The organism is Cellulomonas dongxiuzhuiae (assembly GCF_018623035.1).
Lineage (GTDB): Bacteria > Actinomycetota > Actinomycetes > Actinomycetales > Cellulomonadaceae > Cellulomonas > Cellulomonas dongxiuzhuiae.
This window is the reverse complement of sequence record NZ_CP076023.1, coordinates 2,478,458-2,503,127: the sequence shown is the minus strand read 5'-3', so window position 1 is coordinate 2,503,127 and position 24,670 is coordinate 2,478,458. Positions and strand designations below refer to the sequence as shown.

General features: G+C 74.8%; 16 protein-coding genes. 14 read left to right on the top strand and 2 right to left on the bottom strand.

The features are described 5' to 3' along the window. Nucleotides 1-16: 16 nt before the first annotated feature. The gene (locus tag KKR89_RS11195) at nucleotides 17-886 is read right to left on the bottom strand and encodes a DUF3097 domain-containing protein (protein WP_208195416.1); all 870 of its coding nucleotides are present in this window, start codon (nucleotides 884-886) and stop codon (nucleotides 17-19) included. A 184-nt stretch (nucleotides 887-1,070) separates the two neighbouring features. On the opposite strand from KKR89_RS11195, the gene hrcA reads away from it, so the two are divergent. The 3 genes from hrcA to KKR89_RS11180 all read left to right on the top strand — a co-directional run bounded on the left by hrcA (nucleotide 1,071) and on the right by KKR89_RS11180 (nucleotide 4,060). Continuing rightward, nucleotides 1,071-2,093: a heat-inducible transcriptional repressor HrcA gene (gene hrcA / locus KKR89_RS11190; protein ID WP_208195415.1), complete on the top strand. Its 1,023-nt coding sequence runs from the start codon at nucleotides 1,071-1,073 to the stop codon at nucleotides 2,091-2,093. 87 nt (nucleotides 2,094-2,180) lie between these two features. Next, entirely contained in the window at nucleotides 2,181-3,305 is a 1,125-nt protein-coding gene (gene dnaJ / locus KKR89_RS11185; RefSeq protein WP_208195414.1) for a molecular chaperone DnaJ, read from the top strand. Next, nucleotides 3,302-4,060: a 16S rRNA (uracil(1498)-N(3))-methyltransferase gene (locus KKR89_RS11180; RefSeq protein WP_208195413.1), complete on the top strand. Its 759-nt coding sequence runs from the start codon at nucleotides 3,302-3,304 to the stop codon at nucleotides 4,058-4,060. The genes dnaJ and KKR89_RS11180 overlap by 4 nt, the downstream gene beginning before the upstream one ends. Nucleotides 4,061-4,143: 83 nt before the next feature. On the opposite strand, the gene ppdK is transcribed toward KKR89_RS11180, so the two are convergent. Further along, nucleotides 4,144-6,858: a pyruvate, phosphate dikinase gene (gene ppdK / locus KKR89_RS11175; protein ID WP_208195412.1), complete on the bottom strand. Its 2,715-nt coding sequence runs from the start codon at nucleotides 6,856-6,858 to the stop codon at nucleotides 4,144-4,146. A 231-nt stretch (nucleotides 6,859-7,089) separates the two neighbouring features. Between ppdK and KKR89_RS11170 the strand changes: the two genes are divergently transcribed. The 11 genes from KKR89_RS11170 to KKR89_RS11120 all read left to right on the top strand — a co-directional run bounded on the left by KKR89_RS11170 (nucleotide 7,090) and on the right by KKR89_RS11120 (nucleotide 24,657). Next, entirely contained in the window at nucleotides 7,090-8,091 is a 1,002-nt protein-coding gene (locus tag KKR89_RS11170) for a PhoH family protein (protein ID WP_208195411.1), read from the top strand. Beyond that, nucleotides 8,088-8,540, top strand: coding sequence for an rRNA maturation RNase YbeY (ybeY, locus tag KKR89_RS11165; protein ID WP_191782013.1), 453 nt, complete (start codon nucleotides 8,088-8,090; stop codon nucleotides 8,538-8,540). Before KKR89_RS11170 ends, ybeY begins: the two co-directional genes overlap by 4 nt. Further along, the gene (locus KKR89_RS11160; RefSeq protein WP_208195410.1) at nucleotides 8,537-9,916 is read left to right on the top strand and encodes a hemolysin family protein; all 1,380 of its coding nucleotides are present in this window, start codon (nucleotides 8,537-8,539) and stop codon (nucleotides 9,914-9,916) included. Before ybeY ends, KKR89_RS11160 begins: the two co-directional genes overlap by 4 nt. Next, nucleotides 9,913-10,833: a GTPase Era gene (gene era, locus KKR89_RS11155; protein ID WP_208195409.1), complete on the top strand. Its 921-nt coding sequence runs from the start codon at nucleotides 9,913-9,915 to the stop codon at nucleotides 10,831-10,833. The genes KKR89_RS11160 and era overlap by 4 nt, the downstream gene beginning before the upstream one ends. A 7-nt stretch (nucleotides 10,834-10,840) precedes the next feature. Continuing rightward, nucleotides 10,841-12,430: an alpha/beta hydrolase family protein gene (locus KKR89_RS11150; RefSeq protein ID WP_208195408.1), complete on the top strand. Its 1,590-nt coding sequence runs from the start codon at nucleotides 10,841-10,843 to the stop codon at nucleotides 12,428-12,430. A gap of 88 nt (nucleotides 12,431-12,518) precedes the next feature. Beyond that, nucleotides 12,519-13,412, top strand: coding sequence for a PP2C family protein-serine/threonine phosphatase (locus KKR89_RS11145; RefSeq protein WP_208195407.1), 894 nt, complete (start codon nucleotides 12,519-12,521; stop codon nucleotides 13,410-13,412). Next, complete coding sequence (locus KKR89_RS11140) at nucleotides 13,409-14,842, top strand: FHA domain-containing protein (RefSeq protein ID WP_208195406.1); 1,434 nt, start codon at nucleotides 13,409-13,411, stop codon at nucleotides 14,840-14,842. Before KKR89_RS11145 ends, KKR89_RS11140 begins: the two co-directional genes overlap by 4 nt. After that, nucleotides 14,839-16,338, top strand: a complete 1,500-nt coding sequence (locus KKR89_RS11135; protein ID WP_208195405.1) for a serine/threonine-protein kinase — start codon at nucleotides 14,839-14,841, stop codon at nucleotides 16,336-16,338. Before KKR89_RS11140 ends, KKR89_RS11135 begins: the two co-directional genes overlap by 4 nt. After that, on the top strand, nucleotides 16,335-22,499 hold the full coding sequence (locus KKR89_RS11130; RefSeq protein WP_251140858.1) for an Ig-like domain-containing protein: 6,165 nt from the start codon (nucleotides 16,335-16,337) through the stop codon (nucleotides 22,497-22,499). Before KKR89_RS11135 ends, KKR89_RS11130 begins: the two co-directional genes overlap by 4 nt. Before the next feature lie 49 nt (nucleotides 22,500-22,548). Then, a complete protein-coding gene (locus KKR89_RS11125) occupies nucleotides 22,549-23,505 on the top strand; it encodes an AAA family ATPase (protein ID WP_208195404.1) in 957 nt (318 codons plus the stop codon). A gap of 3 nt (nucleotides 23,506-23,508) precedes the next feature. After that, the gene (locus KKR89_RS11120) at nucleotides 23,509-24,657 is read left to right on the top strand and encodes a DUF58 domain-containing protein (RefSeq protein WP_208195403.1); all 1,149 of its coding nucleotides are present in this window, start codon (nucleotides 23,509-23,511) and stop codon (nucleotides 24,655-24,657) included. Nucleotides 24,658-24,670 lie beyond the last annotated feature (13 nt).

Here is a 24,670-nt window from a genome sequence, read left to right as displayed (position 1 = left end):
CCCCGCGTCCGCGCCGTCAGGCGGTGACGAAGTCGATGAGCTCCTCGACGCGGCCCAGCAGGCTGGGCTCGAGGTCGGCGTAGGACCGCACGGACCGCAGGATGCGCTGCCACGCCCGCGCGACGTCCGCCTGCTCCGCGGCCGGCCACCCGAGCTCGCGCAGGATCCCGCGCTTCCACTCGGTGCCGCGCTCGATCGTGGGCCACGCCTCCAGGCCGATGCGCTCGGGTCGGACGGCCTGCCAGACGTCGACGTAGGGGTGGCCGAGGACGCGGACGGTGCCCGCGCGCACGGTGCGCAGCGCGTCGGCCGCGAGCCTGCTCTCCTTGGAGCCGGGCACGAGGTGGTCGACGAGGACGCCCACCCGCCGGTCGGCCGTCGGACCGAAGTCGCGCAGCGCGTCGGCCAGGTTGTCGACCCCGTCGAGCAGCTCGACGACGACGCCCTCGACGCGCAGGTCGTCGCCCCACACCTTCTCGACGAGCTCGGCGTCGTGCTTGCCCTCCACCCAGATGCGCGAGCCGCGCGCCACGCGCGCGGGCGCGTCGGGCACCGCCACCGAGCCCGACGCGGTGCGCGTCGGGCGCACCGGCGCCCTGGTCGTCACGGGGGCCGTCAGGACGACGGGCTCACCCTCGACCCAGAACCCCGGCCCGAGCCGGAACGTGCGGGTCCGGCCGCGGCGGTCCTCCAGCACGACGACGTGCAGCCCACCCGACTTCTCGACCCGGACCACCGCACCGACCCAGCCCGTCTCGACGTCCTCGACGACCAGCCCGCGCTCGGCGGGCTGCTCGCGCGACGTGCGCGGGGCGCGGTGGTGGGCGGCACGGGACGTGGCGCCGGCGCCCGCGAGCACGTCGGAGCCGTATCGGTCGTCGGTCACGCGGGCACTGTAGGAGCCGTGCCGCGTGGCCGTCGTGGCGACGCGCGGTGCGGCCGCGGATCCACCGGCCGGACCGCGTAGAATTGGCACTCGGTCCGTCCGAGTGCTACCTCGGCCGGCCGGGAGGCGACCGCACGAGGTGGTCGCACGTACGGTGTGGACCCCGGGGGACGGAGGGAGCGACATGAGCGAGGACCGTCGGCTGGACGTCTTGCGCGCGATCGTCGAGGACTACGTCGCGACCCGCGAGCCCGTCGGGTCGCGGGCCCTTGCCGAGCGGCACGCGCTCGGCGTCTCGCCCGCGACGATCCGCAACGACATGGCCGCCCTCGAGGAGGCCGGTCTCATCGTCCAGCCGCACACCTCCGCCGGGCGGGTGCCGACCGAGCTGGGCTACCGCGAGTTCGTCGACCGGCTCTCGGGCGTGCGGGCGCTGTCGGCGGCCGAGAAGCGCGCCATCGGCACGCTGCTCGAGGAGGCCGTCGACCTCGACGACGTGATGGACCGCGCCGTGCGGCTGATCGCCCAGCTGACCCACCAGGTGGCGGTCGTGCAGTACCCGTCGCTGCGGCGCTCCGCTCTGCGGCACGTCGAGCTGGTCCCCGTGGGTGCGCGCCACCTCCTCGTCGTCATCATCACCACGACGGGCCGCGTCGAGCAGCGCACGGTCGAGCTGACCGCGGACCTCGACGAGAGCGTCGTCGCGCGCCTGCGTCTGCGCCTCAACGTCGTGGCGGCAGGCCTGCGGCTCGCGGACCTCGACACGGCGCTCGACGCACTGGCGGGGGAGTTCGAGCCGGACGGTGCCGACCTCGTCCGCGCGGTCGTGGCGGTCGTGGCCGAGACCGTGGCGCAGGAGCGCGAGGAGCGCGTGATCGTCGCGGGCGCCTCGCACCTGGCCCGCAGCGCCGGTGCGGACTTCCCGCACACGATCGGTCCCGTGCTGGAGGCGCTCGAGGAGCAGGTCGTCCTGCTGCGCCTGCTGTCCGAGATGGCCGAGGACTCGGCAGGCGTCGCGGTGCGCATCGGCCGGGAGACGCAGCTCGAGGGCCTCGCCGAGACGAGCATCGTCACCAGCGGCTACGGCGGTGACGGCTCGTCCGTCGCCGTCCTGGGGTCGGTCGGCCCCCTGCGGATGGACTACCCCCAGACCATGGCGGCGGTCCGAGCCGTCGCCCGGTACCTCACCCGGATCCTCGCGGGCTGACCCGCGCGCCACGCGTCCGCGCCCCTCGGTGCGCCGCACGCGGGCCGGGTCCCTCCGCGCACGAGCAGGAAGCGAGCAGCACGCCACGTGACCGACTACTACGAGATCCTCGGTGTCCCGCGGGACGCGACGCCGGAGCAGATCAAGAAGGCCTACCGCCGCCTGGCGCGCGAGCTGCACCCCGACGTCTCGGGCACCGAGCCCGGGACGGAGGACCGGTTCAAGGACGTGTCGCGCGCCTACGACGTGCTCGGCAACCCCGAGAAGCGCCGCGCGTACGACATGGGTGCCGACCCCTCGTCGCCCGGCGGCGGCATGGGCGGCGGCTTCGGCTTCCAGGACATCTTCGAGACCTTCTTCGGTGCGGCCGGCGGCGGTGCTCCGCGCGGACCCGTGCCGCGCGCCCGGCGCGGGCAGGACGCGCTCGTGCGTCTCGACCTCGACCTCGCCGAGGCCGCGTTCGGCGTCCACCGCGAGGTGCAGGTCGACACCGCCGTGCTGTGCCCCACCTGCGGTGGCACGTGCTGCCGTCCCGGCACGTCGCCGCGCACCTGCGAGGTGTGCGGCGGGCGCGGGTCCGTGCAGCGCGTCGCGCGCTCGTTCCTCGGGCAGGTCATGACGACGCAGCCGTGCGCCGCCTGCCACGGGTTCGGCACCGTGATCCCCGAGCCGTGCACCGAGTGCGCGGGCGAGGGACGCGTGCGCTCGCGGCGCACGCTGTCGGTGGACGTCCCGGCGGGCGTGGACACCGGGACGCGCATCAAGATGACCGGGCAGGGCGAGGTCGGTCCAGCGGGCGGTCCGCCCGGGGACGTCTACCTCGAGGTGCGCGAGCGCAAGCACGAGACGTTCGTCCGGCGCGGGGACGACCTGCACGCGACGCTCCAGGTGCCCATGACGGCGGCCGCGCTGGGCACGGTCGTGACGATGGAGACGCTCGACGGGCCCCAGGAGGTCGACCTGCGCCCGGGCACGCAGCCGGGGCAGATCCTCACGCTGCGCGGGCTCGGCGTCGGTCACCTGCACGTCGGCGGACGCGGTGACCTGCACGTGCACGTCGAGGTCCAGGTGCCCTCACCCGCTGACGACGAGCAGGCCGACCTGCTGCGCCGCCTGGCGGTGCTGCGCGGCGAGGAGCGCCCCGAGGCGCGTCTCGCGGCGGCGAACCCCGGGATGTTCGCGAAGCTGCGCGACAAGCTCAGCGGCCGGTGAGCGCCCCGGTCTTCGTGGTCGAGCCGGGCATGCTCGACGGCGTGCGAGCCGGCGGGGAGTACCTGCTCGACGGCACCGAGGGCCGGCACGCGGGCGTCGTCCAGCGGCGGGGTGCAGGTGAGCGCGTCGACGTGGTGGACTGCGCCGGCGTCCGTCTCGTCGGGCGCGTGCGCGCCGCGGGGCCCGACGGCGTGCGCATCGACGTCGAGGACGTCGTCGTGGAGGACGCACCCGCGCCGCAGCTCGTGCTCGTGCAGGCGCTCGCCAAGGGCGACCGGGACGAGCTGGCGATCGAGGCGGCCACCGAGGTCGGGGTCGACGTCGTCGTGCCGTGGCAGGCCGAGCGGTCCGTCGTGGTGTGGCGCGGGGAGCGGGCGCAGAAGAGCCGTGCCCGCTGGATCGGGACCGTCCGCACCGCGACCAAGCAGTCGCGGCGCGCACGGATGCCCGTGGTCGAGCAGGCGCTCGACGACGGGGGCCTCGTCGCGCGCGTCGGCGCGGTCGTCGCGGCCGGTGGCGCCGCCGTCGTGCTGCACGAGTCGGCGACGACGCCGCTGCACGGGGTCGACCTCCCGGCGGACGGTGAGGTCCTGGTCGTCGTGGGTCCCGAGGGGGGCATCAGCGACCGCGAGGTCGCGGCCCTCACCGCCGCGGGCGCCGTCGTGTGCCGGCTCGGCCCGCACGTCCTGCGCACGTCGACCGCCGGTCCCGTCGCCGTCGCGATGCTCGCCGACCGGCTCGGCCGCTGGGGCTGACCCCGGGAGCAGGGCGTGCGGGCGTGGTGGTCGACGGGGACCGTCCACGCCCGCACGGCTCCGTGGGGCCGGGCGCGACGGGCTCAGCGCGCGTCCGCGCCGTCGTGCTCGACGGCCGCACGTCCGGCCTCGAGACGGGCCACGGGCACGCGGAACGGCGAGCAGGAGACGTAGTCCAGCCCGACGGAGTCGAAGAACCGGATCGACTCCGGGTCGCCGCCGTGCTCGCCGCAGACGCCGAGCGTGAGGTCCGGTCGGGTCGCCCGGCCGCGCTCCGCCGCGACCTTCACGAGCTCCCCGACGCCACGGACGTCGATCGTCTCGAACGGCGACACCGTCAGCACGCCGTTCGCGGTGTACTGGGAGAAGAACGCGCCCTCGACGTCGTCCCGGCTGAAGCCCCACGTCGTCTGCGTGAGGTCGTTGGTGCCGAACGAGAAGAACTGGGCCTGCGTCGCGAGGCGGTCCGCCGTGAGCGCCGCGCGCGGCAGCTCGATCATGCAGCCGACGGGCAGGTCCACGGTGACGCCGTGCTCGGCGCTCACCGCGGCCATGATCGTCAGCGCGCGCTCGCGGACCAGCCGGAGCTCCTGCACCGAGGCCACCAGCGGCACCATGATCTCCGCGTGCGGGTGTCCGCCGGCGGCGAGCCGCGCGGCGACCGCCTCGGCGATCGCGCGGATCTGCAGGTCGAACAGCCCCGGCACGACGAGCCCGAGCCGCACGCCCCGCAGCCCCAGCATCGGGTTCGCCTCGTGCATGCGACGCACGGCGGCGAGCAGCGTGACGTCCCGCTCGTCGACCTTGCCCCGCTCCGCCGCCAGCGCGACCCTGACGGACAGCTCGGTGAGGTCGGGCAGGAACTCGTGCAGCGGCGGGTCGATGAGCCGGATGGTCGTGGGCAGGCCGTCCATCTCGGCGAGCAGGTCCGTGAAGTCCTGGCGCTGCAGCGGCAGCAGCGCGTCGAGGGCGGCCGTCCGCTCGGCGTCGTCCGCGGCGAGCACCACGCGCTCGACGAGCACGCGCCGCTCGCCGAGGAACATGTGCTCGGTGCGGCACAGCCCGATGCCCTCCGCCCCCAGGCTGCGGGCGCGCAGGGCGTCCTCGGCCGTGTCGGCGTTGGCGTGGACGCGCAGCCGGCGGGTCGAGTCGGCGTGCTCGAGGATGCGGTGGACGGCCCGCACCAGGTCACGCGTCTCGTCGTCCGGCGCCTCCGCGAGCGCGACGTCCAGACCGTCCTCGAGGTAGCGCTGCACCGGGGAGGGGACGACCGGGACGTCACCCAGGAAGACCTCGCCGGTGGTGCCGTCGATCGCGATGACGTCACCCTCGGTCACCGTGTGCCCCGGGGCCGTCATCGTGCGGGCCGTCGAGTCGACCACGAGCTCCTCGGCCCCCACGACGCACGTGCGTCCCATGCCGCGCGCGACGACCGCGGCGTGCGACGTCTTGCCGCCGCGCGCCGTCAGGACGCCCACCGCGGCGATCATGCCGCCGAGGTCGTCCGGGTTGGTCTCGCGTCGGACCAGGATGACGTCCTTGCCCTCGGACGCCCACTGCTGGGCGGTCGCCGGGTCGAAGACCGCCATGCCCACGGCCGCCCCGGGCGAGGCGGGCATCGCCTTCGTCAGCAGCACGCGGTCCGTGCCGTCGGCGGCGCCGAACTGCGGGAACTGCAGCTGCGAGAGCTGGGCACCGGTGACGCGGGACAGCGCCTCGTCCATCGTGATGAGGTGCTCGTCGACCAGCTGGCACGCGATGCGGAACGCCGCGGGCGCCGTGCGCTTGCCGACACGCGTCTGCAGCATCCAGAGCTTGCCGCGCTCGATCGTGAACTCGATGTCGCACAGGTCGCGGTAGTGCGTCTCGAGGCGACGCATGGCCTGGAGCAGCTCGGCGTGGGCCGCGGGGTCGACGTCCTCGAGGTCGGCGAGGGACAGCGTGTTGCGGATGCCCGCCACCACGTCCTCGCCCTGCGCGTTGACCAGGTAGTCCCCGAACTCGCCGGTGCGCCCCGACGCCGGGTCCCGCGTGAACGCCACACCCGTGCCGGACGTCGGCCCGAGGTTGCCGAAGACCATGGTGCAGACGTTCACGGCCGTGCCCAGGTCGTCGGGGATGCGCTCCTTGCGCCGGTACAGCTGCGCGCGCTCGGTGCCCCACGAGTCGAAGACGGCCACGATCGCCATGTCGAGCTGCTCGCGCGGGTGCTGCGGGAACTCGCGCCCGGACTCGTCGCGCACGATCTGCTTGTACGTGTCGACCAGCGTGCGCAGGTCGGCGGCGTCGAGGTCCACGTCCGCGGTGGCGCCGCGCGCGGCCTTCGCCTTGTCCAGCGCGTCGGCGAAGAGGTCGCCGTCGATGTCGAGCACCGTCCGGCCGAACATCTGGATCAGGCGCCGGTAGGAGTCCCACGCGAAGCGCTCGTCGCCCGACAGCTCGGCCAGGCCCTGGACGGACGCGTCGTTGAGCCCGACGTTGAGGACCGTCTCCATCATCCCGGGCATCGAGAACTTCGCTCCCGAGCGCACGGAGACCAGCAGCGGCTCGTGGAAGTCGCCGAGCCGGCGGCCCAGCTGGTCCTCGAGGTGGCGCACCGCCATGGTGACCTCGACCCGCAGCTCGGCGGGAACCGCGCCGGTGCGCATGTAGGCGCGGCACGCCTCGGTGGTGATCGTGAAGCCGGGCGGCACCGGCAGGCCGAGCCGCGTCATCTCGGCGAGGTTCGCACCCTTGCCGCCGAGCAGGTCCTTCTGGTCCTTGTCGCCCTCGCTGAAGTCCTTGACGTACCGAGCCATGGGGCTTCCTCCGTCGCACGCAGTCACCGGGCTCCGTCGCCCGAGGTCCACCACCCAGTGTTCTCCCGACCCGGTCGTGCTGCCTGGGGACGAAGGGCCCATCCGGCGCCGCCGGGGCGACCCGTGCACCTCGGCGGCGGATCCCTCACCGGTGTGCGGAGCCGTAGGATGGGGACGTGCCCGCCGGAGGGCACGCGTCGAGAGAAGGAGCGCACGGCTACCGCCGAGCACATGGCCGAGTCCAGCCCCGCACCCAGCGTCCCCGAGTCCCGGCACGCGCGCATCGAGCACCGCATCACCGTCCCGTCGGACGTGTCGATGGTCGAGCTGCTCGGCCTGCGCGACGAGGTGCTGCGCAGCATCGAGGACGGCTTCCCGACCGTCGACGTCCACGTCCGCGGCAACGAGGTGAACCTCGCGGGCGCGCCCGGCGACGTCGCGCTCGTCACGCGGCTCGTCGACGAGCTCGTCGAGATGGCCGCCGCCGGCACGCCGCTGAGCCCCGACGTGGTCGCGCGCTCGGTCGTCATGCTGACCGACGCCGCCGCCGCGCGGCCCGCCGACGTCCTGACGTTCAACATCCTGTCCTCGCGCGGGCGCACCATCCGCCCCAAGACCGCGGGGCAGAAGGACTACGTCGAGGCGATCGAGCGCAACACCGTGACGTTCGGCATCGGCCCGGCGGGCACCGGCAAGACGTACCTCGCGATGGCCAAGGCCGTGCAGGCGCTGCAGGCGCGCAAGGTCAACCGCATCGTGCTGACCCGGCCCGCGGTCGAGGCCGGCGAGCGGCTGGGGTTCCTGCCCGGCTCTCTCGCGGACAAGATCGACCCGTACCTGCGCCCCCTGTACGACGCGTTGCACGACATGGTGGACCCCGAGTCCATCCCGCGGCTCATGGAGGCGGGGACGATCGAGGTCGCACCGCTGGCGTACATGCGCGGCCGCACGCTCAACGACGCGTTCATCATCCTCGACGAGGCGCAGAACACCTCCGTCGAGCAGATGAAGATGTTCCTCACGCGGCTCGGCTTCGGGTCGAAGGTCGTCGTCACCGGCGACGTCACGCAGGTCGACCTCCCCAGCAGCACCACGTCCGGCCTGCGGGTCGTCGAGCAGATCCTCGGCGGGGTCGACGACGTGGAGTTCTGCCGCCTGACGTCCTCCGACGTCGTCCGGCACCGCCTGGTGGGGGAGATCATCGACGCGTACGCGAGGTGGGACAGGTCATGAGCGTCGAGGTGAGCAACGAGTCGGGCGTCGAGGTCGACGAGGCCGAGTTCGCGGCCCTCGGGCGGTACGTGCTGGACGCCATGCACGTGCACCCGCAGGCGGACCTGTTCGTCCGGCTGGTCGACACGGCCACGATGACGGACCTGCACGTGCGGTGGATGGACGAGCCGGGGCCGACCGACGTGCTGTCCTTCCCGATGGACGAGCTGCGGCCCGGCCGCGAGGGCGAGCCCGCCGGGCCCGGTGTGCTGGGCGACGTCGTGCTGTGCCCCGAGGTCGCCGCCACGCAGGCCCGCGCGGCGGGTCACTCGACGGCCGAGGAGATGCTGCTGCTCACGACGCACGGCATCCTGCACCTGCTCGGGTACGACCACGCGGAGCCCGACGAGGAGAAGGAGATGTTCGCGCTGCAGCGGCGCCTGCTCCTGACGTTCCTGGCCGGCCGATGAGCGGCGTCCCCGTCGCTCTGCTCGTCGCCGTCGCGCTGGTCGGGATCGTCCTGGCCGCTGCGCTGTCCGCGGGCGAGGTCGCGGTCCTGCGCGTGACGCGTGCCCGCGTCACCGAGCTCGAGAGCGAGCGCCCGGGCGCGGCGGCCCGCGTGCGCCGGCTCGTCGACGACCCGACGCGCGTCACGGCGGCGGCCGCGTTCGTCAGGCTCCTGGGCGAGATGACGGCGACCGTGTGCCTCACGCTGGCCATCAGTGCCGGCAGCCTGTCGTGGTGGGCCACGGCGCTCCTGGCGATCGCCGCGTGCGCCGTCGTCGCGTTCCTGCTGGTGCGGGTCAGCCCCCGCAGCATGGGCCGGCGCCACCCCGTCGGCGTGCTGGCGAGCCTGTCGCGCCTGCTGCTTGCCGTGACCGTGCTGGCCGGTGGCGTCGGGCGGCGCGCCGACCCGTCGGCGTCGACGAGCGAGCAGGACGACGCCGAGCTGCGGGACATGGTCGAGCGGGTCAGCGAGTCCGACGCGATCGAGGAGAACGAGCGCGAGATGTTCCGCTCGGTCCTCGAGCTGGGGGACACGCTCACGCGCGAGGTGATGGTGCCGCGCACCGACATGATCACGACGCAGGCGGACACGCCGCTGCACAAGGTGCTGGCGCTGCTGCTGCGCTCGGGCTTCTCGCGCGTCCCGGTGGTGGGGGAGTCGGTCGACGACGTCGTCGGCGTGCTCTACCTCAAGGACATCGTGCGGCGCATCCCGGCGCGCGGTGCCGCGGACGTCGTGAACGGCTCGCTCGGCGACGACGACCCGCTGGACGCGCCCGCGTCGTCGCTCGCGCGGCCCGCGGTCTACGTGCCCGAGTCCAAGCCGGTCGACGAGCTGCTGCTGGAGCTGCGCGACGGGTCGAGCCACATCGCGCTCGTGGTCGACGAGTACGGCGGCATCGCCGGGCTGGTGACCATCGAGGACGCGCTGGAGGAGATCGTCGGCGAGCTCACCGACGAGCACGACGCGAGCGCGCCGGTCATCGAGGAGCTCGGCGACGGCGGCTTCCGCGTCCCGGCGCGCATGAGCCGCGACGAGCTGGGCGACCTGTTCGGCATCGACGTCGAGGACGAGGACGTCGACACCGCCGCGGGCCTGCTGGCCAAGGCGCTGGGCAAGGTCCCGCTGCCGGGCTCGGTGGGCGAGATCCACGGGCTGCGCCTGGAGGCCGAACGCGTCGAGGGCCGCCGCAAGCGGCTCGCGACGGTCCTGGTGCACCGCGCCGACGAGCCCGACGACGACGCGCCCGCCACCCCCGCCCGCGGCACCACGGCCGCGGGCACCCCGGCGCGCGGCACCCCCGCCGCGCGCGACCACGGCTCGGAGGCCACCCGATGACCCACCGTTCCGGCTTCGCCTGCTTCGTCGGGCGGCCCAACACCGGGAAGTCGACGCTGACCAACGCGCTCGTCGGGCAGAAGGTCGCCATCACGTCCGGTCGGCCACAGACGACCCGGCACGTGGTGCGCGGCATCGTGCACCGGGACGACGCGCAGCTCGTGCTCGTCGACACGCCGGGGCTGCACCGCCCCCGCACGCTGCTGGGCGAGCGCCTCAACGCGCTCGTGCGCGACACCCTCAGCGAGGTCGACGTCGTCGGCTTCTGCCTGCCGGCCGACGAGAAGATCGGTCCGGGCGACCGCTTCATCGCCGAGCAGCTCGCGCGGCTCGGCACGCCCGGCCGGTCCGGCGCGCCCGTGGTCGCCGTCGTGACCAAGACGGACACCGTGCCGCGGGCACGGCTGGCCGAGCAGCTGCTGGCCGTCGACCAGCTGGGGGAGTGGGCCGACATCGTCCCCGTGTCCTCGCGCGACGGCTACCAGGTGGACGTGCTCGCGGACGTCCTCGTCGGGCACCTCCCCGAGGGCCCCGCCCTGTACCCCGAGGGCGAGCTGACCGACGAGCCCGAGCAGGTGATGGTGGCCGAGCTGGTCCGGGAGGCCGCGCTCGAGGGCGTGCACGACGAGCTGCCGCACTCGCTCGCGGTCGTCGTGGACGAGATCGTGCCCCGTGACCAGCCGCCGGGCCCCGACGGTCGCCCGCTGCTGGACGTGCGCGTGCACCTGTTCGTCGAGCGCGACAGCCAGAAGGCCATCGTCATCGGCCGCGGCGGCGCGCGGCTGCGCGACGTCGGCACGCGTGCCCGCACCCAGATCGAGGCGCTGCTGGGCGCCCGCGTGTTCCTCGACCTGCACGTGAAGGTGGCCAAGGACTGGCAGCGCGACCCCAAGCAGCTCGGTCGGCTGGGCTTCTGAGGTGGCGGTGACGAGCACGGGGACGCGGCCCGCGGCGACGTCCCCGGACGGACGCGGCCCGCGCTCGGCGCGGCTCTCGTCGGTGTACCGCCTCGTCGCCAGCGTCGCCCTGGGGTCGCTGCTGCTCGCCGTCGTCGGTGCCGTCACGGGACCCCACTGGGACCCCGGTCCGCTCGAGGAGGGCATCGAGGTCGCGACGGCGGACACGTCGATCGGCGGCGCCCCCGAGCTCGGCAGCCACGAGGTGCGCACCGTCGACGTCTCGGTGCGCCTCGACGGCGCGAGCGTCGGTGCCCGGCTCAGCCTGCCGGTCGGGGTCACCGAGCCCGGGCCCGCGGTGCTGTTCGTCCACGGCGCCGGGACCGGGAGGTCCGTGCAGGCGTTCAAGCGGCAGGCGCACGCGCTCGCCGAGGCGGGCGTCGTGGCGATGGTCCCGGACAAGCGGCTCGACACGTACACGACGCGGCACCGCGACTACGTCGCGATGGCCGGCGACTACCACCGGTCGCTGGACCTGCTGCGCGACCGGCCCGAGGTCGACCCGGACCGCGTGGTCGTCTACGCCGAGAGCGAGGGCGGGTGGATCGCACCCGTCATGGCGGCGGAGGACCCTCGCATCGCGGGCGTCGTGCTCGTGTCCTCGCCGGTCGTGCCGCCGCGCCAGCAGGCCGCCTTCGCGGTGGACGCCTACCTGCGCAACACCGACGTGCCGCACGCGGTCTTCCGCGCCATCCCGCGCGCGGTGGGCATGTCGATGCCGGGCGGCGGCTTCGAGTACGCCGACTTCGACGTGTCGCCCTGGCAGCGGCGCATGACGCAGCCGCTGCTGGTCGTGTACGGCACCGCGGACGCCTCCATGCCCATCGTCCAGGGGGCCCTGCAGGTGCGGTCCGACGCCGCGCGCGCCGGCAACACCGCGGTGACCGTCCGCTACTACGAGGGCGCGGACCACGGGATCCGTGTCGGGGGCAGCCCGACGCCGGAGTTCCTGCGCGACCTGTCGGGCTGGGTGCTGGGCCTGCCCGCCACGGGTGACGCGGCACCGCGGGTGGCGGGTGCGGAACCCTCGCAGGCGTACCTCGCCGGTCCGGTGCCGCAGCCGCGGTGGCTCCGCGACGGCACCGCGCTGCTCGTCCTGGTCCTGGGGGTGCCGATCCTCATGGTCCTGTGCGGGCTGGCGGTCGGCGCGACACGCGTCGTGCAGCGCACGCCGTGGGGACGGGCGCGCCGTGACCCCGCGCAGCCTCCTCGGCGCTTCGCCCCCGGTGTCGCGTGGCGCCTCGCGGCGCTCGGCGGGGCGACGGTCGCGACGGTCGCCTGCCTCGTCGTGTACCTCGTCGCGGTCGCGCGGCTCGCGGTCGACTACCAGCGCGACGCGTGGGTCGTGCAGGGCGGCTGGCTCGGTGTGCGGGTCCTCGGGATCGTCGCGGTGCTCGCCGCGGTGCTGCTCGCGCGCCGGGCGCACGACGCACGGCTCGACGGCGTCGCGCTCGCACCGGGCGGTGTCCGGCGCGTCGCCGCGGTCGGTGTGCTGGGCGGATCGGCGGTCCTGCTGGCGGTGCTGGCCTACTGGGGCGTCTTCCAGCTCAACATCTGAGGGTGAACTGGACGGACGTGCGTGAACCGCACGCCCCGGGTGAGGCACCATGTGCCCCGGTTGCTTCTGAGCGAGGGACGGTGGTGGCGTGCGCACGTCGTGGGGTTCGGCGACGGACCGGGGACGCGTCCGTGAGGTGAACGAGGACGCGCTCCTCGCCTACCCTCCGGTGTTCCTCGTCGCCGACGGCATGGGTGGGCACGACGCAGGGGACCTCGCGAGCCGCATCGCCGTCGAGGAGTTCGCACAGCTCGCGGGGCAGTCGTCCGCGTCGTCGGACGACGTGCACGCGTGCTTCGCGCGCACCTCGACGCGGATCCGGGCCGAGTTCACGCGTGGTCGGCAGGGCGGCACCACCGTCGCGGGCGCGGCGGTCACCGAGCACGACGGCGGCTGGTACTGGCTGGTGTTCAACGTGGGCGACTCGCGCGTGTACCGCTGGTCCGAGGGTGAGCTCTCCCAGGTCAGCGTCGACCACTCGGTGGTGCAGGAGCTCCTGGACGCGGGCGACCTCACGCCCGCCGCGGCGCGCCGCCACCCCGAGCGGCACGTGCTGACCCGCGCTCTCGGTACCGGTGAGCAGCCCGAGCCCGACTACTGGCTGCTGCCCGCCGGCGCCGACGACCGGCTGCTGATCTGCACCGACGGCCTGACGCGCGAGCTCGCCGACGAGGAGATCGGCGAGGTCCTCGGCGCGCTCGACGACCCGCAGGAGGCCGCCGCGCGCCTCGTGCAGGACGCGCTCGAGCGCGGGGGGCGCGACAACGTGAGCGCGGTCGTCGTCGACGTCGCGACGACCAGCACGCCCGAGCAGACGCACACGACCCTGCCGCGCTCCGCGCCCGACCTGGGGCCGCACCTGTGGGACGAGATGCTCAACGGCGCGACCGTCCCGCGGCGCGCCACCCCCACGCCGGACGACCTGCCCACGCCCGTCCCGCCGGCCCGCGAGCCGGTCGACGTCCAGGAGGACCCCGCATGACGGACCGCGCCCACCACGAGTACCAGGACGGCCCGTGGACCGCCGTCGCAGGTGACGGGTTCCTCGCCCTCGTCGAGCCCGACGCGCCGTGGCGGCTCGTCGACGGCCTGTGGCAGGTGGCGCGCGGGGACGGCGACGTCCTCGGGGCGCTGGGCGTGGTCGCCGCCGACGGGTTCGCCGCGCTGCCGCAGTTCGCGCTCGTGCGGACGGACGCGGACGGGTCGGTCTACGCGGTGCTGCGCGGGCCGGTGCGGCTGCGGCTGCACGGCGTGGACGGTGCCCAGGAGGTGGCCGCGCGGGACGGGGTGGTCTGGACCGAGCACCGCGCGCTCGGCGTGCACGGGCTCGAGGTCCTCGTCGACGGTGCCGCGGACGCGACGTGGTGGCCGCTGGTCGGCGGCGTGGTGCGGGCCGGCGGCCTGCGCACCGGCGCGACCGAGGACGCGGTCGTCGCCCCCGACACCGCGACGCACGAGCAGCCGATCGTCCCGGCGCCCGAGCCGGAGCGCGCGTACGGCGAGACACCCGAGCCCGACGCGACGGCGCCGGAGTCGTCGCAGGACCCCGCCGCGCACCCCGACCTCGCCGCGTCGGCGGCGGCGCTCGCCCCGGTGACGCCCGTCGACGAGCCGACACCGCTCGAGGACCTGACCCCGCTCGAGGACCTGACCCCGCTCGAGGACCTGACGCCGGCCGAGCGCGTGACGTCGCTCGAGGAGCCGACGCCCCTGGCGGCGGTCGCACCCGACGACGCGACGGCCCTCGACGCGCCGACGCCCGTCGAGGAGCCCACGCCCGTGCCGCAGACCACGGCCCTCGACGAGCCGCTGACCGCGGGCGACGCGGAGGGTGCGCCGGACATCCCGTGGTGGCCCCTGGCGCCCACGACCGGTGCCGGCACCCCCGCCGCTGCGCCGGTGCCGGCGGCGCTCGCCACGGCGGAGCCCGAGCCGGGGGAGCAGGAGTCGGACGACCACGACGGCATGACGATCCTGTCGAGCGACCTGGCGCGCCTGCGCGACCGCCTGCCCGCCTGGTCGCAGGACCCGGTGCCGGGTCCGTTCCCGACGCCCGAGGTGGCGCCGCTGCCGGCCCGCATGGTGCTGTCCACGGGCCTCGTCGTCGCGCTCGACCGCGCGGTGCTGCTGGGCCGCGCCCCGCAGGTCGCGCGCGTCACGAACCGGGAGCTGCCGCGGCTCGTCACCGTCCCGAGCCCCAACCAGGACATCTCCCGCACGCACGCCGAGGTGCGCCTCGAGGGCGAGCACGTCGTCGTGACGGACCTCGACTCGACCAACGGTGTGCACGTGTCGCGTCCCGGCGAGGGCGTGCGCCGCCTGCACCCCGGCGAGCCGAGCGTCGTGGGGACCGACGAGGTCGTCGACCTCGGTGACGGCGTGACCTTCACCGTGGAGCGCAGCGCGTCGTGACGGCGCGTCGTGAGGCGTCCGCGCCGCCGGACCTGCCCGGGTACGAGTACGTGCGCGTGCTCGGCCTGGGCGGCTTCGCGGACGTCTTCCTGTACCGCCAGCACCTGCCGCGGCGCGACGTCGCGGTCAAGGTGCTGCTGGCGGGCAGCCTCGACGACGACGTGCGCGAGCGGTTCCAGACCGAGGCCAACCTCATGGCCCAGCTGTCGCACCACCCGTCGATCGTCACGATCCACCACGCCGCCATCGCCGCCGACGGCCGGCCGTTCCTCGTCATGGAGTACTGCTCGCGCGCGGGCCTCGCGGAGCGGTACCGCGCCGAGCGGATGCCCGTGCCCGAGGTGCTGCGCATCGGCGTGCGCCTGGCCTCGGCGGTCGAGACGGCGCACCGGGCCGGCATCCTGCACCGGGACATCAAGCCCGCCAACGTGCTGACCACCGACTTCGGCTGGCCCGCGCTCACCGACTTCGGGATCGCCGCGACGACCGGTCCGCCCGCCCAGACGATGGGCATGTCGATCCCGTGGTCGCCCCCCGAGCTCCTGGCCGAGCACCCGACCGGCGACGAGCGGTCCGACGTCTACGCGCTCGCGGCGACCATCTACTCGCTCCTGGCGGGCCGCACGCCCTTCGAGCTGCCCGGCGGCAACAACAGCGCGCAGCAGCTCGTGGCGCGCATCGAGCGCTCGCCGCTGCCCCCGGTGGGGCGCGAGGACGTGCCGCCGCAGCTGCAGGCCGTGCTCGACCGCGCGATGGCCAAGCACCCGTCGCGGCGCTTCGCCTCCGCGATGGCCGTCGCGCGTGCCCTGCAGGAGGTCGAGGCGGCGCTGCGGCTCCCGGTGACGCCGCTCGACCTGCCCGACGAGCCGCCCACCGCCCTCGGCGCGGCGCCGTCCGACGACGAGGACGCCACCCGGCTGCGCGGCATCGCCCTGCCCGGTCCGCTCCAGGGGCTCGCCGGCCACGACGAGGACGCGACGCGAGCCCGGGCCGTCGTCGTCGGGCGTCCCACGCTCGTGGCACCGGCCCCGGTGCAGCAGCCCGCGCCCACGGGCGTCCCCGACCGCGCGGGCACGCGCCGCGGCGCGCGCGTGGGGGCGGTCATCGCGGGCGCGGTCGTGCTCGCCGCCGTCGCGGGCGTCGTGGTGGCCTCGCTGCGCGGCGGCGACGCGCCGCCGCCCGCGCCCACGGACACGTTCGCCCCACCGCAGACGGGGCCGGCAGCGGGACCCGTGCCGGCCCCCCACTCGCTCGCCGGCACCCGCGCGGGGGACGGCTCCGTGACGTTCACGTGGCAGAATCCCGACCCGCAGGACGGGGACCGGTACCTCTGGGGGGTGCTCGCCGTGACCGGTGAGCCGACGCTCGCGCTGGTCGACGAGGAGCGCGTCACGGTCCCCGCCGACCAGGCGACCGGTGAGGTGTGCATCCAGGTGTCGATCGTGCGGGCGGACCGCAGCAGCACGGCGCGCCCGGCGCAGGGGTGTGCGCCGTGACCTGGTGGAACCCGCGCACGTGGCGCCGGCGCCCGATGACCACGACCGCCGCCATCGTCACCGTCCCGCTGATCGTGCTCTCCCTCGCGCTCGTCGACCGGGGCTTCCCGCTCGCGCGCGTCGACCTCAACGACGGCGGCGTGTGGCTCACCGCGACGGGCCAGATGAGCCTGGGGCGCTACAACGTGCCGGTCGAGGAGCTCGACGGCGGCATCGTCACGACCAGCAGCGCGTTCGACGTCCAGCAGGACCAGGGCTGGGTGCTGCTCGTCGAGCCGAACGCGGTGTCGGTGGTGGACCCGGCGTCGGTCGCGACGACCACGCAGATCGCCACGCCGGGCACCAAGGTCTCGATGGCGGCCGGGCGCGTCGCGTTCGTCGACGGCGCGGGTGACACGTGGGTGCGCCAGGTCGCGGAGCTCGACGTGCTGGACCTGACGGACGGCGCCCCGGACCTGCAGCTCGGTGAGGGCGGCGCGGCGGTCGTGGCGCGCAGCGGCGCGGTGCTGGCGGTCGCGCCCGAGGACGGCGCGGTCACGCGGGTCCCGGCGACCCAGCCGGTGGCTCCCGAGGAGGTCGGGGCGCTGGGCGCGGTGGACGTCGACGCGGTGACCGCCGTCGGCGACGAGCTCGTCGTGCTGTCCGACAGCACCGTCCGCACGCTGACCGGTGAGGTGACGGTCGACGACACGGACCTCGTCCTGCAGCAGCCCGGCCCCGCGGCGTCGAGCGTGCTGCTGTCGGGCAGCGCAGCGCTGTGGGAGGTGCCGCTCGACGGCGGCACACCGCGCCGTCACGACACCACCGGCTCCGGGGTGCCGGCTGCCCCCGTGCGCGTGGGCGGCTGCGCCTACGCGGCGTGGGCCTCCGCCGTGGGGTCGTCGCTCCGGCTGTGCGACGGCGAGGACCCGGTGGTCGAGGACCTCGAGGGCATGACCGCGGCCGACGAGCTGGCGTTCCGCGTCAACCGCGGCTTCGTGGTCCTCAACGAGACCGTCGGCGGGCGCGTCTGGCTGCCGCAGGAGGACACGGCCGTGCGCGTCCCCAACTGGGACGACATCGTGCCCGAGGAGGACCCCGACGACTCGGAGGAGGACTCCGACACCGGTGAGGTCATGCAGGAGCCGGTGACGGAGTGCAGCGAGCAGAGCGCGCCGCCCGTCGCCGTCGACGACGCGTTCGGTGTGCGGGCCGGGCGCACGCGCGTGCTGCCCGTCATCGACAACGACTCCTCCTCCGACTGCGGCATCCTCGTCATCTCGCTGCTCGACCCGCTCCCGGCCGACTTCGGCACGGTCGAGCAGGTCCGTGGCGGACGGGCGCTCCAGGTGCACGTGCTGGAGGGGGCCGCGGGGACGGCAGAGCTGCGGTACACGGTCACCGACGGACGCGGCGTCAACGCGCCGTCGACCGCGACGGTGCGGCTCACGGTGAGCGACGGCGACAACGCGCCGACGCAGGTGCGCACGTCGTCGTTGACGATCGAGACCGGCGGCCAGCTGGTGCACAGCGTCCTCGCCGACTTCGAGGACGCCGACGGCGACGACCTGCTGCTCGTCGGGGCGAGCGCGGACCCGGCGGCCGGCACGGCGCGCTTCCGGCAGGACGGGGTCCTGACCTTCACCGCCGACGGCGGCGGCCTGGGCCGCACGACCGTGCAGGTGCAGGTGTCGGACGGTACGAACGTGGTCGACGGCGAGGTCGTGGTCGACGTGCGCGCCGCCGGGTCCGTGCCCCCGCAGATCGACCCCGTGCACGCCGTGACCTACGTGGGTCAGGAGGTCGTCCTGCGTCCGCTCGACGCGGTCCGCTCGGCTTCCTCCGAGCCGCCTCGCCTCGCGGCGGTGTCGGACACGCCGGGTGCCACGATCGTGCCGGACCTGCAGGCGGGCACGTTCACGTTCAAGGCGCCGCGCGCGGGGCCGTACTACGTGACGTTCGTCGTCACGGCTGCGCCGCAGCAGGCCACCGGGATCGCGCGGATCGACGTGCGCGAGTGGCCGGAGCAGGCGCAGCCGCCCGTCGCGGTGCGCGACCTGGCGCTGCTGCCGGCCGGCGGGGAGGTCACGGTCGACCCGCTGGCGAACGACGAGGACCCGGCCAACAACGTCCTCGTGCTGCAGACCGTGACCGTCCCGGAGGGGTCCGGGCTGCAGGTGGCGGTGATCGAGCACCGCTACGTGCAGATCCGCGCCGAGCGCACCCCCGACGGGCCGATCGCGCTGGCGTACGAGGTGTCCAACGGGTCGGCGTCGGCCGTCGGCGAGATCGTGGTGCAGCCGGTGCCCCCGTCGGCGTCGTCGCAGCCACCCGTGGTGCCGAACGTCGAGGCGACGGTGCGTGCGGGCGGCGTCGTGACCATCCCTGTGCTCGCCGGCGCGTCCGACCCCGACGGCGACAAGCTGACCGTGCTGCGCGACCTGCCCGAGCCGCTCGCCGAGGGTGACGGGCTGTTGTTCGTGTCGGGTGACGTGCTGCGCTACCAGGCGCCGGACCGTGCGCTGACGGCGCGCGCGATCTTCCAGGTCCAGGACACCGCCGGCAACGTCACCGCCGCGACCGTCACGGTCCGGGTGCACGAGTCCGACCCCGCCACCAAGTCGCCCCCGCGGCCGCGGGACGTCGAGGCGCGCGTGTTCGAGGGTGACACCGTGCGCATCCCCGTCCCGCTCGTGGGCGTCGACGACGACGGCGACGGCGTGACGCTGCTGGGGCCGGCTTCCGCGCCTGCGCTGGGACGCATCACCGAGGTGGGCCCGGACTGGCTCGAGTACGAGGCGTTCCCCGGCTCGCGCGGGACCGACCGGTTCACGTACGCCGTCGAGGACTGGGTGGGGCAGCGGGCGGTCGCCTCCGTGCGCGTCGGCATCGCCCCGCGCCCGTCGGGTGCCTCCGGCGTGGTGGCCGTCGACGACGCCGTGACGCTGCGCCCCGGTCAGCGCGTCGAGGTCCGCGTCCTGGCGAACGACATCGACTCGACGGGCCGCGAGCTGACGCTCGACTCGATCGAGGTGCCCGAGGGGGTCGAGGCGCAGATCCAGGGCCGGCGCGTCGTCGTCACCGCGCCGTCCTCGCCGCAGGTCGTGCAGATCCCGTACGTGGTGACCAACGACGGCGGCGGGCGCGACTACGGCGCGCTCACCGTGACCGTGACGGACGACGCCCCGGTGCAGCCCCCGGTCGCGCGAGACGTGCTGGTCCCGGCGATCGACACCATCGGCAAGACCGAGGTCTCCGTCGACGTGCTGGCCGTCGCCCAGAACCCGTCCGGCCCGCTGTCGGACCTCGACGTCTCGGTGCCGGCGTCGCACGCCGACGTCGCGCGCGTGACCCCCCAGGGCGACGTCGTCGTGACCCTGGTCGACCACTCCCAGACGGTGCCGTACCGCCTGGTCAACCGGACCGCCGAGGGCGCGGACGCGTACGCCTTCATCACCGTGCCCGCGCTCGGCTTCTTCCCGCCGCAGCTGCGCCCACGCGCGCCCGAGCTGCGCGTCGCGAGCGGTGACCAGCTCGTGATCCCGCTCGCGGAGCACGTGCAGGTCGCGCCGGGACGCGAGCCGACCATCGCCGACCCGACGCAGGTGACGGCGACCCGCTCCAGCGGTGCCGAGCTGGTCCAGGACGCCGGGACGCTGGTCTTCGCGTCGGCCGACGGGTACGCGGGACCGGCCTCGATCACCGTGCCCGTGACGGATGCGACGGGCCCGTCCGACACGACGGCGCGGACCGCGCTGCTCACGCTGCAGATCACGGTGTTCGCGGTGGACGACCACCCGCCGACGTTCGACGGGACGACCGTCGAGGTCGAGCCGGGCGAGGCGCCGACGCGCGTCGACCTCCTGGCGCTGACCCGTGGCCCGGAGCAGGCCGACGGGACCGCCACGCCCGGCGACCGGTACGGGTTCCGTCTCGTGTCGAGCGTGCCCGCCGGCTTCGCGGTGGTCCTCGACGGCACCGAGCTGCGCGTCTCCGCCGACGCGACGACCCCCAAGGGCACGACCGGCAAGGTCGAGATGCAGCTCACCTACGGCCGCAGCGGCGTCATGGACGTCGCCGTCGACCTGCGCGTCGTCGCGAGCGCGCGTCGCACGGCGACGGTCCAGAACTTCACCGTCGACGACGGCGCGCAGGGCCGCGAGTCGACGGTCGACGTGCTCGCGGGGTCCTCCAACCCGTTCCCGGACCAGGGCCCGCTGACGGTGGTCGGTGCGGTCGTCGAGACGGCCGGCGCCGGCACGGCGTCGGCGACGTCCACGAGCGTCTCGGTGCGTCCGAGCAACGACTTCATCGGCCAGATGGTCGTGCGCTACCGGGTGCGCGACGTGACGGGCGACCCGGGGCGCGAGGTCGAGGGCCGCGTGACCGTCCGCGTCAGCGGCGTCCCGCTCGCACCCGTCCCGCCGCGGATCGGCGAGGTGCGCGACCGCACGGTCGTCGTGTCGTGGACGGCACCGGACAACCGCGGTGAGCCGATCACCGAGTACCGCGTCACTGCGTCACCGGGTGGCATCGCACGCTCGTGCGCGAGCACGACGTGCACGATCGACGGGCTGACCAACGACGTCGAGTACACGTTCACCGTCGCCGCCCGCAACCGCGTCGGCTGGTCGGAGGAGTCACCGTCGTCGGCGCCGGCACGTCCGGACGCCGTGCCCGACATCCCCGGCGCGCCGCGCCTCGTGTTCGGCAACCAGGCGGTGACGGCGTCATGGGAGACGCCGGTGTCCCAGGGGTCGCAGGTGACCAGCTACTCGCTGGAGATCAGCCCGGCACCCGAGTCCGGCGCCGCCACGCGCACCACCACGTCGACGAGCTACACGTTCGACCGGCTGCGCAACGGCGTCGCCTACTCCGTCCGGGTGCGGGCGCACAACAAGGCGCCCGAGCCGAGCGGCTGGAGCCTGTGGTCCGCGACGGAGGTCCCGGCCGGGCCGCCGGGCGCGCCCACCGGTCTCACCGCGACGCGCCACGACACCCCCGTCGGCGGGCAGATCAACGTCGCCTGGGGCGACGCGGCGGCCAACGGCGACTCCCTCAAGGGCTTCCAGCTCGCGATCCGTGGACCGGGCGGGAAGACCGTCGACATCCCGAGCGCCGACGCGCGCGACTACGCGTTCACCGGTGCGGTGAACGGGCAGAGCTACACGTTCGAGCTCAGAGCCGTGAACAAGGTCGGGCCGGGCGATGCGGCCACGGCGAGCGCATCGGCGTTCGGCGTGCCCGTCGCGGTGAGCGGGGTCTCCGTCACCGGGCGGTCCGGCGGGGCCTTCCGCGACGGGTCGGTGCTCATCTCGTGGCAGCGTCCCGACGACCGCGGCTCGCCCGTCACGCGCCACGTGGTCAAGGTCAACGACGTCGACCGCGATGCGGGCCCGGGCACGTCGCTCGAGGTCGGTGCGCTGCGGGGCGGCGAGCCCGTGCGCGTCCAGGTGATGGCGTGCAACGCCGCCGGGTGCGGGGAGTGGAGCGCCGCGGCGACGTCCCAGCCGAATCCCGTCACGGCGCCGTCGAGCGTCGACTCGGTGGTCATCGCGGACCCGCAGTGGACCGACTCGCGCCAGATCAGCTCGATCTCCGCGTCGTGGGCGGACGTCCAGTGGGGCGGTGCGACAGGCGGCTACACGGTCGAGTTCTGGGTGGACGGTCGGCAGACGGACGTGCAGCGCAACGTCACGGGGACCTCCGCCTCCTCGTCGTCCGGCATGCCGAGCTACAGCTTCCTCAAGCGGTCCGCCTCGTTCCGGGTCGTCGTCACACCGTCGAACGCGGCCGGGCAGGGCGGTGCGGGGTCCGCGGAGCGGACGATCACCCGGGCGAGCGAGCCGGGCGACGTGGGGGGCGGGTTCGCCCTGTCCGTCGCCGCGGACGGTGCGTCGCTGTCCGCGGACTGGGCGCCTCCCGGCGACACCGGCGGAGCGGCGATCCTCGGCTACGACGTCCAGGTCCGCACCGCGACGGGGGGCTGGCAGGACATGCCGCGCGCCACCACCGACCGGCTCGACAACGCGCCGCTGCCCTCGCCTGCTGCGGCGGGCACCACCGTCCGCATCCGCGTCCGGGCCGTCAACCAGTTCGGCACGTCGTCGGGCTGGGCCGAGTCGGCCGTCGCGACGGTCCCGGCCGCCCCACCCACGCCGGACCCCGGTGACGGCGGATGATGCCCCGCCCGCCCCGCACGTCCACCCCCACCGACTGGAGCCCCCGCACATGACCCCGGAGCAGACCACCTGGTTCGCCGAGACGTTCGACGCCCTGGTGGCCAACGTCGGGCAAGCGCTCCTCGGCAAGGAGGAGACCGTCCGGCTCGTGCTGATCGCGATGCTCGCCGACGGGCACGTGCTTCTCGAGGACGCCCCGGGCACCGGCAAGACGTCGCTCGCCAAGGCGATCTCGGCGACCGTGCAGGGCTCGCACCACCGCATCCAGTTCACGCCCGACCTGCTGCCCTCGGACGTGACGGGCGTGACGATCTACGACCAGTCGTCCCAGCGGTTCGAGTTCCACCCGGGCCCGATCTTCGCGTCCGTGGTGCTGGCCGACGAGATCAACCGTGCCTCGCCCAAGACGCAGGCCGCGCTGCTCGAGGTGATGGAGGAGGCGAACGTCACCGTCGACGGCGTCACGCACCCCGTCGGGCGGCCGTTCATGGTGATCGCGACGCAGAACCCGATCGAGCAGGCCGGCACCTACCGGCTGCCCGAGGCGCAGCTGGACCGGTTCCTGCTCAAGACGTCGCTCGGGTACCCGGACCGCGCGTCGTCGGTCGAGATCCTCGCGGGCGTCAAGGACCGCACGGCCGCCCTGCGTCCGCGCATCACGACGCAGGCCGTGGGGACCATGTCCGACCTCGCGCTGACCGTCCACGTCGACGAGGCCGTGCTCGACTACGTCGCCCGGCTGCTCGAGGCGACGCGCGACGACCCGCAGACGTCGCTCGGCGCGAGCATCCGCGGCGGTCTGGCGCTCGTGCGGTGCGCCAAGGTCGCCGCCGCCGCCGACGGCCGGGACTACGTCCTGCCCGACGACATCAAGGTGCTCGGCCAGGCCGTGCTCGCCCACCGGCTGATGCTGGACTCGGAGGCCGAGTTCGCCGGCGTCACGGCGACCGAGGTCGTCGCGCGCGTCCTGGACCAGGTCGCGCCGCCGGCCCTGCGGCAGGGCTGAGGCATGGGTCTGCGCGTCGCGCCCCTCGGGTGGGGGGTCGCCGTCGTGGCGCTCCTGGCCCTCGGGGCGGGACGCCTGCTCGGGTGGGGCGAGCTCGCCGCGCTCGGCGTGGCGCTGCTCGGCGTGCTCGTCGCGGCGTTGGCCATGACGGTCGGCCGCACCCGCTACCGCGTCGTCCTCGACCTCGCCGACCACCGCGTGCGCATCGGCCAGCGCGCCGTGGGCCGCGTCGACGTCCGCAACGCCGCCTCACGGCGTTCGCTGCCGTCGCAGGTCGACCTGCCCGTCGGGGACCGCGTCGTCGAGCTGTCGGTGCCGAGCCTCGCGCCGGGCGCGACGCACGACGACCTGTTCGCGGTGCCGACGGACCGGCGCGCGGTGATCGTCGTGGGCCCCGTGGTGTCGCGCCGCGGTGACCCGCTCGGGCTGCTGCAGCGCCGGCTGCGCTGGACGGAGCCGGCCGAGCTCTTCGTCCACCCCGAGGTCGTCGCGCTCGGCGGGGCCAACGCCGGGCTGCTGCGCGACCTCGAGGGCCAGGCGACGCGCGACCTGTCCGACTCGGACCTCAACTTCCACGCGCTGCGCGACTACGTCGCCGGCGACGACCGGCGCTACATCCACTGGCGCACCACCGCGCGCCGCGGGAAGCTCATGGTCAAGCAGTTCGAGGACACGCGCCGCACGCTCACGTCCATCGCCCTGGCGACGGCGGTCGGCGACTACACGCACCCCGACGAGCTCGAGCTGGCCGTCTCGGTGGCCGCGTCGATCGCGGTCCAGGCGATCCGCGACGAGCGCGACGTCGAGCTGCTGGCCGGTGCCGGTCGGCTGCGCACGGTGACCCCGCCGCTGCTGCTCGACGACTGCTCGCGCCTGTCGTGGTCGCCCGCGGGTGCCGGGGCCGTGCTGCTCGGACGCCGCGTCGTGCGCGAGACGCCCGACGCGTCCGTCGCGTTCCTCGTCACCGGGGGAGCGCCCTCGGACGCCGACCTCCGGCTCGGCGCACGTGCGTTGCCCGCAGGCACCCGCGCGGTCGTCCTGCGCTGCGCGCTGGGTCAGGACGTCGCGGTCCGCACGCAGGGGTCCCTGACGCTCGGGACCGTGGGACGCCTCGAGGACCTGCCGCGTGCGCTGCGACGGGTCGTCGGATGAGCGCGTCCGGAGG